At 74.9% G+C, this 13,592-nt stretch carries 12 protein-coding genes; 6 read left to right on the top strand and 6 right to left on the bottom strand.

The window, feature by feature from the left end; all coding sequences use genetic code 11:
- Positions 1-235 precede the first annotated feature (235 nt).
- The 4 genes from PUR56_RS30330 to PUR56_RS30315 all read left to right on the top strand — a co-directional run bounded on the left by PUR56_RS30330 (position 236) and on the right by PUR56_RS30315 (position 3,032).
- Positions 236-481 (top strand): hypothetical protein, encoded by a 246-nt coding sequence (locus PUR56_RS30330; RefSeq protein WP_329951311.1) that lies wholly within the window; start codon positions 236-238, stop codon positions 479-481.
- Positions 450-974: a DUF6879 family protein gene (locus tag PUR56_RS30325; RefSeq protein WP_329951310.1), complete on the top strand. Its 525-nt coding sequence runs from the start codon at positions 450-452 to the stop codon at positions 972-974. Before PUR56_RS30330 ends, PUR56_RS30325 begins: the two co-directional genes overlap by 32 nt.
- Positions 975-1,001: 27 nt before the next feature.
- Positions 1,002-1,850, top strand: coding sequence for a helix-turn-helix domain-containing protein (locus PUR56_RS30320; protein ID WP_329951309.1), 849 nt, complete (start codon positions 1,002-1,004; stop codon positions 1,848-1,850).
- 621 nt (positions 1,851-2,471) lie between these two features.
- Entirely contained in the window at positions 2,472-3,032 is a 561-nt protein-coding gene (locus PUR56_RS30315; RefSeq protein WP_329951308.1) for a hypothetical protein, read from the top strand.
- 91 nt (positions 3,033-3,123) lie between these two features.
- Here PUR56_RS30315 and PUR56_RS30310 read toward each other — a convergent pair whose 3' ends face one another.
- The 6 genes from PUR56_RS30310 to PUR56_RS30285 all read right to left on the bottom strand — a co-directional run bounded on the left by PUR56_RS30310 (position 3,124) and on the right by PUR56_RS30285 (position 11,975).
- A complete protein-coding gene (locus PUR56_RS30310; RefSeq protein ID WP_329951307.1) occupies positions 3,124-3,249 on the bottom strand; it encodes a hypothetical protein in 126 nt (41 codons plus the stop codon).
- A 160-nt stretch (positions 3,250-3,409) separates the two neighbouring features.
- The gene (locus PUR56_RS30305; RefSeq protein ID WP_329951306.1) at positions 3,410-6,937 is read right to left on the bottom strand and encodes a protein kinase domain-containing protein; all 3,528 of its coding nucleotides are present in this window, start codon (positions 6,935-6,937) and stop codon (positions 3,410-3,412) included.
- 29 nt (positions 6,938-6,966) lie between these two features.
- Entirely contained in the window at positions 6,967-7,584 is a 618-nt protein-coding gene (locus tag PUR56_RS30300; RefSeq protein WP_329951305.1) for an FHA domain-containing protein, read from the bottom strand.
- Complete coding sequence (locus tag PUR56_RS30295; protein ID WP_329951304.1) at positions 7,572-8,327, bottom strand: 4Fe-4S single cluster domain-containing protein; 756 nt, start codon at positions 8,325-8,327, stop codon at positions 7,572-7,574. Before PUR56_RS30295 ends, PUR56_RS30300 begins: the two co-directional genes overlap by 13 nt.
- Positions 8,324-10,489, bottom strand: coding sequence for an AAA family ATPase (locus PUR56_RS30290; protein WP_329951303.1), 2,166 nt, complete (start codon positions 10,487-10,489; stop codon positions 8,324-8,326). Before PUR56_RS30290 ends, PUR56_RS30295 begins: the two co-directional genes overlap by 4 nt.
- A gap of 4 nt (positions 10,490-10,493) precedes the next feature.
- Positions 10,494-11,975: a hypothetical protein gene (locus tag PUR56_RS30285; RefSeq protein ID WP_329951302.1), complete on the bottom strand. Its 1,482-nt coding sequence runs from the start codon at positions 11,973-11,975 to the stop codon at positions 10,494-10,496.
- Between the two features lie 299 nt (positions 11,976-12,274).
- Here PUR56_RS30285 and PUR56_RS30280 point away from each other — a divergent pair, with 299 nt between their 5' ends.
- Both PUR56_RS30280 and PUR56_RS30275 read left to right on the top strand, forming a co-directional pair.
- Positions 12,275-12,919 (top strand): hypothetical protein, encoded by a 645-nt coding sequence (locus PUR56_RS30280; RefSeq protein WP_329951301.1) that lies wholly within the window; start codon positions 12,275-12,277, stop codon positions 12,917-12,919.
- 4 nt (positions 12,920-12,923) lie between these two features.
- Positions 12,924-13,589, top strand: coding sequence for an RES family NAD+ phosphorylase (locus tag PUR56_RS30275; RefSeq protein WP_329951300.1), 666 nt, complete (start codon positions 12,924-12,926; stop codon positions 13,587-13,589).
- Positions 13,590-13,592: the final 3 nt, after the last annotated feature.

Genomic DNA, 13,592 nt, shown 5'->3' with positions numbered 1-13,592 from the left:
CCTCGACGGCCATACCCTCCCCGGCGGAGCCGCCCGCAGCTTCGCCGCCCACCGCTGGGGCAACCGCATCCGACCACCCCAGCACACCAGCCCCGGCCGGCCGACGAATTGGGCGGTCGGGGCCTTCGTCGCTACTCGGCTCCCGGCTTGCTCGCGCGCCCTCTTGACGCCCTGGCCTTCAGCAGGAGTGACTGTATTGCAAGAAGACGCAACTACCTGGACGCAGGAGGGCGCGGTGGCACTACGGTTGATCTGGAAGGACGACAAGTCCCCGGATGGAAACTCCCCGACCATCTTCGTTGACGAAGAGACCAGGGATCTGGTGATCCAGGGCTACCGCCTCGATACCAGGACCGAGGAGGAGGTCCATGCTGCGGGCAACGTCCCGGACTACGAGAACGTCGTCCGGGTGCCTGCGCACGTGGTGGATGCAATCAGGAAGGCGTGCGATGTCTCGGACGGCGGTGACCAGGCCCGATGAGTTGCTGAAGGCAGCTCATCACTCGGCAGTGCACCTGGAGATGCGCGACGGGTACATGCTTGGTGATCCGGCGCTCCACGCATGGCGACAGGGTGTTCGGCATGATCCGGCAGACCGGCCGGCATGGTGGCGGCCCTGGCTCGACGTCGTCGTCGAGGCAGTCTCGCGCGGTGTGGAGATCCGTCGGGCCCGGATCGTGTCCGAGCCGGTCAGCGAGTACATCCGGTACGAGTACGACGTGACGTTCCCCAACGTCGCTGCGGGCGAGCAGGTCCGGTGGCTTCCGCGCCGCCTGGCATCCACGCTCGCCCTTCCTGGCAATGACTTCTGGTTGATCGACGGCCAGCTTGTCGTATGGGGTCACTTCGCCGGTAACGGCGACTGGCTGGAGAACGAGGCCACCGAGGACCCGGCGGCCGTCGAACTCTGCTCCCTCGCCTTCGAGGCCGTGTGGGAACGGGCCACGCCGCACGACCAGTACAAGATCACTTGATTCCAGCGGACACCGGGCAGTCAGCACATGTCGTCGTCGCCATCGTCCAGCGTTGTCGCTGCTCGAAAGGCCCTGGCCAACCGCCTCACGGAGCTCCGAAAGGATGCGGGACTCAAGGGCGAGGAGTTGTCTGCCCGGTGCGGTTGGCACCCCGCCAAGACCTCCCGGCTCCAGAGCGGCAAGGCTGCGCCGTCCGAGGACGATCTCCGGGCATGGTGCCGCGCTTGCGGCGCGGAGGGCCGGATCCCGGACCTGATCGCAGCCGCGCGGGCCGTGGACTCGCTGTACACCGAGTGGCGGCGCATGGAGCGCACCGGGTTGCGAGCCGCCCAGGAGTCGGTGTTCGACCTGTACGAGCGCACGCGGCACTTCCGGGTGTACGCCAGCAAGGTCGTCCCCGGCATGGTGCAGACCCGGGAGTACACGGCGGCCGTCCTGCGGGCGATCCAGCGTTCACGAGTCGCCATTGACGATGTGGAGGCCGCTGTTGAGGCTCGAATGGAGCGTCAGCGGATGCTGTTCTCCGGCCCGCGTCGGTTTGCCTTGGTGCTGGAGGAATCAGTCCTACGCGGGGCGGTGTGCGACGGGGATACGTTGGCTGGCCAGCTTGGGCATCTGATAGCCGTCAGCACCTCTCCGAGCATCAGCCTGGGAATCATTCCGACACGGCCGGACCGTGCGCGGTCTCCAGCCGAAGACTTCTACATGTTTGATGACGCCTTGGTCTCCGTCGAGCTGACGGTGGGCTATCTCAGGCATACGGAGCCAAGGGAGGTCAGAGACTACGCAGCCGCGTTCCTGGCCCTGTCGCAGATGGCGGTCTACGGCGGCGAAGCGCGCGCACTGCTCACCAGCGCGATAGACGCCCTGCGCTGATCCCGGCGCAATTGGGCGCAATTTCCTGGCACCGCCTGTAGCCGACTCCCTACGGTCTATCACGCACCCCCCACCGCCACGGCGAAGGAGACCCCCGGCTGCGCTGATAGACCCCTACGCCGCCCCGGTGTTCGGCATCGGCGGCCTGTGGGCGGGCCAACGCCGCGCGCGGGACGGCTTGCCGCCGCCCGTGTCCCTGGTGGGCGCAGAACCGGCCCTTGTGGGCCTCTCAGATTCCCGCTCCGGCCGCCGTCCCTGGCAGGCAGCCGGCCGAAGCGGGATCCGCAACACCGGACGGCCCGGGCACCTGCCGGTGACCGGGAACCCCGCAGTGTGAGGAGGTACCAGTATGAGCACGCCCCCGCCCGAGCGTCCGCCCGGTCCCACGACGCCGGACAGCGCCAACACCGTCCCCGCCGAGTAGGAGGAGCCCGCCCATGCCCGTCGAGATCATCGTGTCCAAGCACAAGGGCAACGAGAAGCCCCCGCCGAAGCACGCGGGCAAGCCCGCCGAGGAGAAGCCCGCGCAGCCGTCGAAGTAGTGGCTGCCGGCACACTGGCAGGCCCCTCCTGCGCGCTAGCGAGGGGCCTGCCCCCCCCCCACTGCAAGGGAGAGCACCGATGGCCGACCGTCTGGTCATCTCGTACGAGTCGCGCCACTTCGCCGACGCGGACTGGTCGAGGAACGCGGACCGGTGGCGGGCCAGCTTCTACGAGAACGGAGCCAAGATCTTCGGTACCGCCGACATCACCCGTGTCATCCCTGGTGTCACGCCGAATCCCCGCGAGGCGCTGGGGGTGGACCCGGGACTTCTCGACCGCATCCCGCGGGTGATCTTCACCGAGGACGGCGGGCTCTCTCCGTCGCTGGCCGAGCTGCGGCCGTCGCTGCTGCTCCTGCTGGAGTCGGTCGAGGTCTCGGCCGAGTGGCGGGGGAAGGGTGTCGGGATGCGCTTGGCGGTCGAGGCCCTCCGCCGCCTGGCTGTCCCGGGGACGCTCGCGCTCTGCTACCCGGCTCCGATCCACGACCACGGGCCTGACGAACCGTGCAGCTTCGAGTCCGAGGACCCCGAGGTCCGCAGGCCCGACGAGGAAGCCGTGGCCAGGCTCCGGCGCGCCTGGGAACGCCACGGGTTCGGGCCGCTCGGCGAGGGCGTGTACGTCCGTCTCATCGAGCCTTAGGACCGGTCCTCTGCCGCAGGCGGGCCGGGGGCAACCTCACCTCCGGGACCAACCATGTGGGCCAGCACCGAGCCCGACCGGCAAGCCGTGATCAGACAGTCTCGTCGCGGAGGGGGTCGAACTCCGCGCCGGCGGCGTACGCGGGCGGCGGGCCGGAGCGGAGCGCCGCCCCGGCCTGCACCGCAGCCGCGTCGCCCGGCGGCTGGAGCAGACCCAAGACCCTGGGCTTCCAACTCACCGAACCGGCGGGCCTGTTGCGGGCCACCCTCGCCCTCACCGCCTGGCGGCTGCTCGACGACCGAGGGGACGGCGGACGTCAGGCCGGGGGGCCGCCGGCGCTTCGGGACCTCACCTCACGTCGTGCGTGATCCGGTGGTTCACTCCGCCACCCGGCGGACCGTCCAGAACCCGACGTAGCAGGCGAGCGGCAGGGCGACCAGCAGGGCGGCCCAGAAGGCGGCGTGGCCCCACACCTCGGCGATCGAGGAGAACCAGCTGCCGAGCACCGGGATGCGCAGGGCCTCCAGCGGGCCGAGCGGGGGCGGCCAGGCTCCCAGGACCACCACCCCCAGGGCCGAGCCGGCCAGTATCCGGGGCGCGGTCCGGGGGACGGCCACGGCGCCGAGGAGGGCGAGGAAGGCCAGCAGCAGCAGGTAGTCCGCCTGGTAGGCGGCGCCGGCCTGGCCGGTGCCCCAGGACTCCGGGGTGGGGTGGTGGGGCTGCCCGACGACGAGCCGGACCTCGACGGCCGCCCAGAGCAGCAGTGTCAGCACGAGGGTGCCGCCGAGGGCGAAGAGCAGCCGGTCGCGGAGGCCGGCGCGGCCGGTCCGCCAGCGGTTCGGGCTGCCGCCGCGGGCCCGGCGGCGGGCGGCGAGCCGACGGCGGTCGCCCGCGGCCCGTTCCTCGGCCTCGTTGGCGGGGTTGAGCAGCCAGCGGTTGGAGCGGCCGTTGAGGACCAGGGCGAGGACGACCCCGGCCGCCGCCCCGACACCCGCCCAGCTGCCGAGGCCGCCTTCGAACATCACCACCCGCTCGACCACCGCGGCCGGCGGCCTGAGCACCGTCATGGGCGGCCCGAGCCGCAGGTAGCCGACGGCGAAGGCCGCGGCGACGACCAGGAGGAGCACCCGCCGGCCGATCCGGGCCGGGAACGCGGCCACCGCGACGGCGGCGACCAGGGCGGCGCCCAGCTGTCCGACGGTCTCCCGGGCCGCCGTGTCCCCCGCGGTCCGCAGCGGGCCGCCGAACGCGCCGTCGGGCAGGAAGGCTCCGCCCGCTCCGGCGTCGACGGCGATCCGCCAGACCGCGCCCGCCCAGAGCGTCACGGCGAGGCCGAGGAGCAGCAGCACGGCCGCGGCCGCGCGCCGGGGAACTGCGCTCCGGGCGCCCCGTCCCCAGGCGCGCGCCGTCGTCTTCCAGGCGCCCCGGTCGGCTCCGCGCCGCGCCCCCTCGGCGCGGACCCTCCGCACGTGCAGCACGGCGGCGGCGGCCAGCAGCGCCCGGCCCTCGGCCGTGGTCGGGGAGGCGGCCAGCGCGCGGCGGCGCAGCTCCGACCAGGCGCGCCGGAACCGGTCCCGCTCGCCCCTCAGCACGGCCGCACGGGCGGTGCCGGCCGTGTCGGCAACGACGGTGGCGGCCGTGTGCGCGGGCGCCGGCAGCCTGCGCAGCGGGCCCGGCAGTGCGGAGACCCGCCGCACCACCGCGAGACGCTGCGCATCGGGCTGGACGGTGAGCAGCAGGGCCCAGCGGTGGGCCGTCGCCAGCTCGTCGGCGGTGAGGCGTCCGTCGCGGCCTCCGCCGCCGCGGCCACCGCCGCGACCGCCGAGGTCCCGGGCCTCCCGCCCGACGGCCTCCAGCACGGCGGGCAGTTCGGTCAGCGCCAGCAGCCGGCGGCAGGCCCCGTCCGGGCAGGCTTCGTGCCCGCAGCGGAAGCGGGCGGCCAGCGCCGGCAGCCCGGCGGCGATCAGCTCGTCGACGAAGGCGGCCGTGCCGTCCTCGCCGGCCGTCCGGGCCAGCCCCGTCGCGTCCACCCGGCGGTCCCGGACGTGCGGGACCGCCTCCGGCGCGAACACCGCGCCCAGCGCCAGCACCGCGCGCGAGGCCGCGCGCGACCTGTCCGCCGGGGTGCCGCGGTCGACGTCCTTCAGGTAGTGGAGGTCGAGGGCCGTGTCCTTGACCTCGTCGCGCAGCCAGTCGCGCAGCCGGCGCGCGCCTCCGCTCATCAGCCAGGCCGCCGCGTCGCCCGATTCCGCGAGCATCCGCACCGCCAGCGCCGTCGGGTCGTGGAAGTCGGCGCCCCGGTAGGCGATCGGGCGGTACGCGGGCCCGGTCTCGACCTGGGGGGCCTCCGGGGCGACCCGGGTGCGTACCACCTCCGGGCTGCCGCCGGCCAACCAGTCGCGGACCTGCGGCGCGGTCCAGCGGTCGGCCGGCTCCTTGGTGAACAGCCCCTGGAGCAGCAGCCTCCGGCGCTCGTCGGTGACGGCGGCGAGGTCCACCACGTCCTCCATCACCAGCCGGTACTGGAGGGCCTCGTCGCTGACCAGCCCGCCGTCCGCCCGCCGGTAGCGGGTCCCGCCGGTGAACACCTCGTACAGGATGGTGCCCAGGGCCCACCACGGGCCGGCCCGGTGGTTGTGGCCGGCGAGTTGCTCGGGCGCCATGAAGGCGACGGTGACCTGCATGTCGGCGGAGAACCGGCGGCTGGCGGTGAGTTTGGCGACGCCGCCGAAGTCCGCCACCACGAACTGGGGCGCGGCCGGACCGCCGCGGCCGGACCGGCCGCCCTCGCGGACCAGGATGTTGGCCGGCTTGAAGTCCACCGGGTTGCGGTCCACCGTGGTCTGCCAGAAGTCCAGCAGCGCGACCAGTTCGCGGATGATCCGCTCGGTCTCGCCGGGCCGGTCGAGCCTGCCCCGGCGGCGCAGCTCGGCGACGTGGTCGGCCAGGGTGACCGGCAGGTACTCCATCGCCATCCAGTCGCAGAGCGCGCCCGCGTGCTCGATCCGCCCGTGGCCGAGGATCTCGGGGACGTGGCGGCGGAAGGCGGCATCGCCGAGGTGGGTGAGGAGTTCGGTGTCGGCCTGGACGCCGGGGTTGCCGACCTTGACGGCCGCGTCGCCGCCGCCGTCGGCGCGGCGGACGTGCCACACGGTGCCCTCGCTACCGGAACCGGCCGGGCCGACGGGGTGGTAGCGGTCGGTCAGGGCGGTGGGGAAGGCTCCCGCCTGGTCGGCGGAGGGACCTGCGGAGGGGGCGGCCGTCGGGCTCGCCGACCCGCCGGGGGCCGGCGGGGGCTGGGTCGCGCCGGGGCGCTGGACGCGGGTGGGCGCACCGGGCGCGGGGGTCCGCGCCGGGGCGGGAGCGGGGGGCTTGCCGCGCTGGAGCCGGGTGGCCGGCGAGGGGACGGCGCTCCCGGCGGCCGGGGTGCCCCCGCCGGTGGGCGCGCCGTCGGTCGAACCGGTGGTCGCGCCGGTGGTGCCTCCGGTGCCGTTCCCGGTCCGCCGGGGACGGCTGCCGCCCTGGACCCGGGTGGGCGGGCTCGCGGCCGGGGCTCCCTGCGGGGTGCCGGACCGGGGGTTGGTCGGGGTGCCCGTCGGGGTGTCGGACCGGTGGCCGGCCGGTGCCCCGCCGCCCTCGGTGCCGGTCCGGCCGTCGTTCGCGGGCCCACCGGAGCGCTGGACCCGGGTGGGCGGGCTCGCAGCGGTCGGGCCGTCGCCCGACCGGCCCTGCGCGGGCGTCCGGCCCTGGCCCTGGCCCTGATTCCGGCCCTGATTCTGGCCCTGGCTCTGGTTTCGGCCGCCGCCCCGGGCCTGGTTCGCCCCCTGTCCCGTGCCCTGCCCCGTCCCCTGCCCCCGGCCCTGCTTGCGGGTGGGCGGACTCGGTTCCGGTGGTGTGTCGGCCATCGCGCCGTTCTCCTCCTCGCGCCCCCGGGTCACCGGGGAGCGCCGAACTCGTCGATCTCGATCACCTGGACGTCGATGTCCTGCGCGAACCGCAGCCGGTGCCCCGGCCAGACCACGGTCGGCCCGGTGACCGGGCGGTCGTCGACGAAGGTGCCGTTGGTCGACCCCACGTCCCTGACGTGCAGCACCCCGTCGATCCAGCTCAGCTCCGCATGGTGCCGGGAGAGCTGGTTGAGGTCCGCCAGGCCGGGGATCGCGGCGCAGTCGCGGTCGTCGCGGCCGATGGCCAACCCGCAGCCCCCGCGCCGGCGTTCACCCCGGATCGGCAGCAGCGCCCCGGCGATCACCAGCGCCAGCCGGACCACCGGACGGGCGGCCGGCTCCGGCCGCCGCCCCTGCTGTGCGGGTGCGGCGCGGGCCGGCCGCGTCGCCGCCTCGGGTGCGGCGGCCGGTACGGTCGCGGGCGACCCGGCGGCCGACGCGGTACCGGGCGCGGACGGCGCGGGCCCGGGGGGCGGGGGCGCGTCCTGCTCCGGGTCGTACCGTTCGAGCTCCACGAAGAAGTGCACCTGGCAGTACCCCCGGGTACCGGAGGTCGGGCACTCCCCCGGCGCTCCCACCGGGCAGCAGTAGATCACGGTCGCCACGAGGTCTCCCGGAGAGTCACGCCGCGCCGGACCAGGTCTCGTTCGATCCGGCCCAGGTCACCGGGGCGCGGCACCCCGATCACCCGGACCTCGCCCTCGGTGACGTGCACCTGGAGTTCCGGCCGCTCGGGGCGGTGGTCCAGGTGGGGCGTGTAGCGCTCGCGGCCGAGGGCGGTGCGGATCACCAGCCGCTGGTTGGCCGATCCCCGCCAGACCAGCCCGGTCGGCTGCCCGGCCCGGTAGCGGCCGGTGACGACCGCGTCGGCGCCGGCCAGTGCGGAGGCGGTCGCCGGGTCGGCGGCCAGTTCCTCCGGCTCCCAGCCGGTGTACACCAGCAGGTCGGCGGCCCGGCCGGCGCGGCGGCGCTCCTCGTCGGCGGCGCCGAGGAGGGCGGCGAGGGCCGGCGCCTGTTCCAGCGGTTCGCCGCCGCTGACGGTCAGGCCGTCGATCCCGTCGGCCAGGGCCGCGCGCCACAGTGCGGCGAACCGCTCCGTCGTCAGCTCCCGCCCGCCGGAGGGCTCCCAGGTGTGTCGGGACATGCAGCCGGGGCAGGCCAGGGTGCACCCCTGGAACCAGACGCCCATCCGCCGGCCGGGGCCGAGCGAGGTGACCGGCCGGTAGACCTGGCTCACCCGGGCCGCCGGCGGGCTCTCCGGGGCGACGGCCGGTCCTGCACCGTGCCCGACGGCCGGGTCGGCGACGCGCCCGCCGCCCGGCCCGCCGTCCGTCGACTCCTCGCTCACCCGGGCCAACGGTTCACCTCGACGCGGTAGCCCTCGCCGTCCCCGTCGCCCTCGACCGAGGCCACCTCGATCCGCTCGCCGCGCTTCGGCAGGGTCCGGAAGACCTCCTTGGCCAGCGGGTTGACCAGCGCCGACTCGACGGCGGTCAGGACCCCGCGACCGCCGTGGTCCAGCCGCCGGGTCGCCTCGACCCGCAGCACCTCCCACGCGTCGTCCGCGACGGTCAGTTCGGCGCCGTGCACGTCCCGGATCCGGCCCGCCACCGAGGCGATCGCCTTGTCGAGGATCTGCGGCACCCACTTCTCCTGCATGAAGTCCATCGGGATGAAGTTGTCGCCGAAGCGGTTGCGCAGCTCGGGACGCCGGATCTGGTCGTTGAAGAAGGTGTCGAAGGCCTCCCGCAGCGCCTGGCGGACGATCACCGGGTCGTCGTGCCGGGTGAGCTGACGCCGGCCGCTGCGGGCGGGCGCCGCCTGCGCCGGCTCGCCGGCCTGCGGTACCGGTTCGCCGCCCGGGCCGCTGTTCTCCGCCGCCGCCCGCCCGCCGTCCCGGGACTGCTCCGCCACCACGGTCGCCGTGATCCCGAGGTTGGACGTGAAGATCAGCACGCATTCGGTGAAGTAGACGGTGGCGCCGCGTCCGTCGGTGAGCCGGCCGTCCTCCAGGATCTGCAGGAAGAGGTCGAACAACCGGGGGTTGGCCTTGTCGATCTCGTCGAAGAGCAGCACGCTCATCGGGTTGGCGCGAACGGCGTTGGTCAGCTCGCCGCCCGCGTCGTGGCCGACGAATCCCGGCGGAGCGCCGATCAGCCGGTCCCGGGCGTGCTCCTCGGCGAACTCGCTCATGTCGAAGCGGATCGGCCGGGCATCCTTGCCGAGGATCATCTCGGCGACGCCCTTGGCGAGTTCGGTCTTGCCGACACCGGTCGGGCCCGAGAGGAAGAGGGTGCCGCGCGGCCGGCTCGGCGAGCTGGACGACTGCGCGCCGTTCAGCCCCGCCGCCGAACGCATGAAGATCTCCAGCGTGCGGCGGACGGCGTATGGCTGGCCGATCACCTTGCCGTTGAGGAACCGCTCACCGTCCGCGATCCGCTCGCGCAGCGCCGCGGTGGCCCACGGGTTGTCGAGCACGCCGATCCGGTAGAGGCGGGCCGCCTCGTCCAGGCGCTGCACCGGGAGGCCGCGGTCCAACGCCATTCGCCCGATCGCCATCACCTCCGAACTGCCCATGCCGTGGGAGGAATCGGCGAGTGCCTTGGCGGCGGACACGGTCTCCGCCGCGTCGAGCAGCCGGCCGCCGGTCGCCGCCTGGTAGCGGGCCAGCCCGCCGACCACGTGCCGGGCGGCGGCCAGCCGCTGGTCGTGCGGCGGCTGCGGCACGTTGATCACCCGCACCGCGCGACTGCCGACCGCGAACTCCATCGGCAGGTCCTCCTGCCGTTCCACCACCCAGAACACCGTGTTGTACGGCGTCACGACCGTGCTGCCCTGCACGGGTCGGGCGGTGTGGCCCAGCTCCTCGGCGGCGGCGAACAGCCGGGCGGCCTCGCCCGCGACGGGTGCGCGGGCCGAGCCGAGCCGGGCCGCGTAGGGGACGACGAGTCCGATCGGCGGGCCGGGGTGGCGGACCACGCCGACCATCGCGTCGCGCAGCCGGTCCAGCAGCTCGGGCTCGTCCTCGTCGTCCGCGTCCGGCGCGCCGTTGCCCGCGCCGCCGCTGCGGCGCCACCGCTCGTCGCGTTCGGCGAACTGCCGGATCACCTCCGGGACCTCCTCGACCGTGGCGCTCAGCCTGAGCAGGGCGATCCGGTCGTTGACCTGGTCGACGAAGGCGAGCGCGCCGTAACCGCGGGCCAGGCAGAGCGATTCGATCACCCCGCCCAGGGTGTACGGGGCGAGCGTGGTGCTGCTGCCGGCGGCGTGGTCGTCCGGCAACAGGTACTGGTCACGGACGTTGCCCGTCAGCAGCACCTGCGGGTAGACGGTGAGCGCCATGTCCAGCTCACGGATCCAACTGGGCGTCGCCGAACGCGGACCGTCTCCCGCCCCGGCGCCGTCGGGCCCCTCCGCACCGGACGAACCGGCCGCACCGGCCGCCGCGTCCTTCCGGAGGTCCGCCCTCCCACCGTCCGCGTTCCCACCGCTCGTGTCGTCCCTGCTCACGTTCTCACCGCTCACGCTGTCGCTGCTGCTGTTGCCAGGCCTGGGCGGCGTTCGCCGAGGCCTTGCGGCCCGGCTTCCTCGTCCCGCGGCGCGGGAGGGCGGCGGCCGGCGGCGGCCACGAGCCGTTCGGCACCACGCCGGCGGCCATCGTGCCCGGCGCCATCGCGGACGTCCGCTCCAGGCGCACGCCCTTCTCCCGGACGGCCTCCTCGATGGAGGGCAACTGCTCGTCGCAGAACCACTGCTGGACCAGCTCGTCCTGCTCCTCGGCGAGCTCCTCGTCCACCCCGTCGCCGGCCGCACCGTCGGCCGTACCGTCCCCGGCCGCACCGTCGGCCGTACCGTCCCCGGCCGTCGGGCCGCCGGACCGCTTGACCACCGAGGTCGAGAGCGTCGCCCGGTCCGGCGACAGCACCAGCCGCAGCCCGTACCCGGCCACCGGCGCCTCGCCGCCGGCCGCGCCACCGGGTTCGGGGTCGCCGAACGGCACCACCACCTCCCCCTCCTCGGCCAGCAGGTCGGTGAAGTCCTCGCCCACCAGGTAGTCCCGCTCGCGCAGCACCTCGGCGAGCGCCACCGCCACCGGCCCGCGGTTGCGGTGCGCGTCCGCCCGGGCCACCGCCGCCTCCACGGCGGGGCGCAGGTAGGCCGGGTCCTCCGCGGCCGTGAGGTCGGCGACCAGCCGGTCGCGTTCCCCCGGCTCCGCCTCCTGCGCCAGTTCCACCAGTGCGGCCCGCAGTTCGGCGCGCTCCTCGTCGCGACCGCGGCGCAGCACCGAGTGCTGGACGAGCGCCGCCAGGTCGGTGAGCGTCGTCCGCACCTCGGAGACGGTGCCGGCCGCCTTCAGGGACCGCACCAGCCCGGCCACCCGCTCCAGGTCGGCGGGGTCGCAGCGGGGCACGTCCCGGTCCAGCACGGCCTGGGCCTCGGCGAGCGCACCGGCCCGGACACCGTCGGTCCGTTCCGCCAGCTCGCGCGCCGCCTCCTCCGCCGCTGCCGCCGCCGTGGCGGCGTCCCCCGCCGCGTTCCGGACGGGCTTCCTCGGCGGGCGCGGCCGTTCCGGTTCGACCACCGCCTCCGGCAGCACCGCCGCCCACACGTCCTGGACGGCCTCCGCCAGCTCGCGCGCCGCGCGGCCGTTGGCCGCCCGGGCCCGCTCGATCGCCCGGGTCAGCTCGGCCTCGTCCGCCCCGGCGCCGACGGTGACCGTCTCGACCCGCACCTTCCCGGCCCGGTACGCGCGGCGCAGCTGCCCGGCCTCGCCGCGCAGCCCCTGCGCCTCCTCGTTCAGCTCGCCGAGCCGGGCGCGCAAGTCCGCCCGCCGCTCCTCGGCAAGGAGCCGGGCGCGCAGCTCCGCCCGGCGTTCCTCGGCGCGCCGCAGGTTCTCGGCCCGCTGGGCCTCGGCGGCCAACTGCGCGCGCAACCGCCGACGGCGCTCGGCCTCCTGGTCGACGTAGGACCATCCGTATCCCGCGGAACTGCTCACCGGCCGCCTTCCGAGCGCGAGTCGTGACGTACGGTGCGGACCGGGGGCTCGGCACCGGTCGGAACACCCTACGCGCGCCGTCAGGGCCGGTGCGGGCCGAGTCGTCGGACGACCACGCGTGGACCGGCACACCGCCCCCGAGGTGCTGCTGAGGGCCCATCATGCCGCAGATCGTGGAGGGTTGTTCCCGCCTTGCGGGAATCGGTGATCACCGCCCGCGGTCGACACCGGCACGCTAGATTGCCCCTCGGCGGATCGTGGATCGCGAACGCGGGTCGGGCGGACGGAGGTGACGGGCGATGGAGCTGGCCGAGGTGCTGGAGGCCCTGCGGGAACGCTGGGACGAGGTGCAGGAGTTCCTCGACGAGTCGGCCCGGGCCCGGCTGCGGGAGCTGCTCACCGCGCCCTCCGGGGACCCCGAGCGGATCGCACGCAGGATCGTCCGGCTGCTGCTCGCCTCGGTTCCCGACGGTCACCCGGTCCGGGCGGTGTTCGAGGACTCGGTCCGCTACGCGCGCGGCGCCCGGGCCGAGCAGATCAACCGGGAGGCGGTCCTGAGCGCGCTGGCGTTCTTCGGCCGCCGACCCGCGGCGGCGCAGCCGCCCCCCGACGCCGACGACTGGCTGCTCGACGCCGGGAACGTCACCGCCGCGGAGTACCGGGCCGGCGGACACGACCCCGCCGACCCCGACCTCATCCGGCTGACCGACCGCCAGGGCACCGTCCGGCTGCCGTCCTTCCAGTTCGACGGCGCCTCCGGCCTCCCGCTCCCGCTGGTCGTCGAGGTCAACCGCCTGCTCGACGCCGACGACGACCCGTGGGGCGTCGCCGACTGGTGGCTGGGCGCCAACGCCTGGCTGGACGCCGTCCCCGCCCGCCTGCTGGGCACCCCCGGCGAGCACTCCCTGCTCGCGGCGGCCCGTGCCGAGATCGCGGAGTGGTGACCGGATGCCCGACGTGAAGGTCCCCGCCCCCACCGTGCGCGCCGTCCCGCACCGCGAGCTGCTGCCCGCGGGCACCGTGCTCCACCGCGTCCACCTGGCCGCCTACCCGGCGACCGCGTTCAACCCGAACCCCGCCGACGCGCTCTACGAGGGCGGCCGGTTCTGCTCCTTCCAGGGCGACGGCGAGCAGTTGCCGTACCTGTACGCCGGGTTCTCGGAGCGGACGGCCGTGATGGAGACGCTGGTGCGCGGCATCCCGTTCGACGAGAAGGGCTGGCGGAGGATCCGTAGGGTCGCCGTCCGGGGCAGGGTGCTGTCGCAGATCGAGACCACCTGCGACATCCCCCTCGTCGGCCTGATGACGCTCGACCAGCTCGCCGCCGTCCACCAGGACGAGTGGCTGATCCACTCCACTCCCGAGGCGTACGCCCGGACCCGCCGCTGGGGCGCCTGGATCCGCGGCCAGGCGCCGTGGGCACGCGGGCTGAAGTGGCCGTCCAAGCGCGACCTGTCGAGCGCCGCCTGCGTCCTCTACGAGCGCGAGGGCGCCGCCGGGCTGGTGAAGCCGGCCGGGACCGAACCCGTGCCCCTCGACACGGCCGCCGGCGCCGAGCTGCTCAACCGGCTGCTCGCCCCGGCCCGCACCAGGATCGAACCGCCCCGGCGGTAGCAC

It is taken from the genome of Streptomyces sp. BE303 (genome assembly GCF_036290945.1).
In the GTDB taxonomy this organism is placed as follows: domain Bacteria; phylum Actinomycetota; class Actinomycetes; order Streptomycetales; family Streptomycetaceae; genus Kitasatospora.
This window is presented reverse-complemented; position numbering and strand designations above follow the sequence as displayed.

What these genes read in the sequence shown, in the direction of transcription:
- PUR56_RS30325 (WP_329951310.1), top strand. Translation starts at nt 450, where the DNA reads ATGTCTCGGACGGCGGTGACCAGGCCCGATGAGTTGCTGAAGGCAGCT.
- PUR56_RS30320 (WP_329951309.1), top strand. Translation starts at nt 1,002, where the DNA reads ATGTCGTCGTCGCCATCGTCCAGCGTTGTCGCTGCTCGAAAGGCCCTG.
- PUR56_RS30315 (WP_329951308.1), top strand. Translation starts at nt 2,472, where the DNA reads ATGGCCGACCGTCTGGTCATCTCGTACGAGTCGCGCCACTTCGCCGAC.
- PUR56_RS30305 (WP_329951306.1), bottom strand. Translation starts at nt 6,937, where the DNA reads ATGGCCGACACACCACCGGAACCGAGTCCGCCCACCCGCAAGCAGGGC.
- PUR56_RS30280 (WP_329951301.1), top strand. Translation starts at nt 12,275, where the DNA reads ATGGAGCTGGCCGAGGTGCTGGAGGCCCTGCGGGAACGCTGGGACGAG.
- PUR56_RS30275 (WP_329951300.1), top strand. Translation starts at nt 12,924, where the DNA reads ATGCCCGACGTGAAGGTCCCCGCCCCCACCGTGCGCGCCGTCCCGCAC.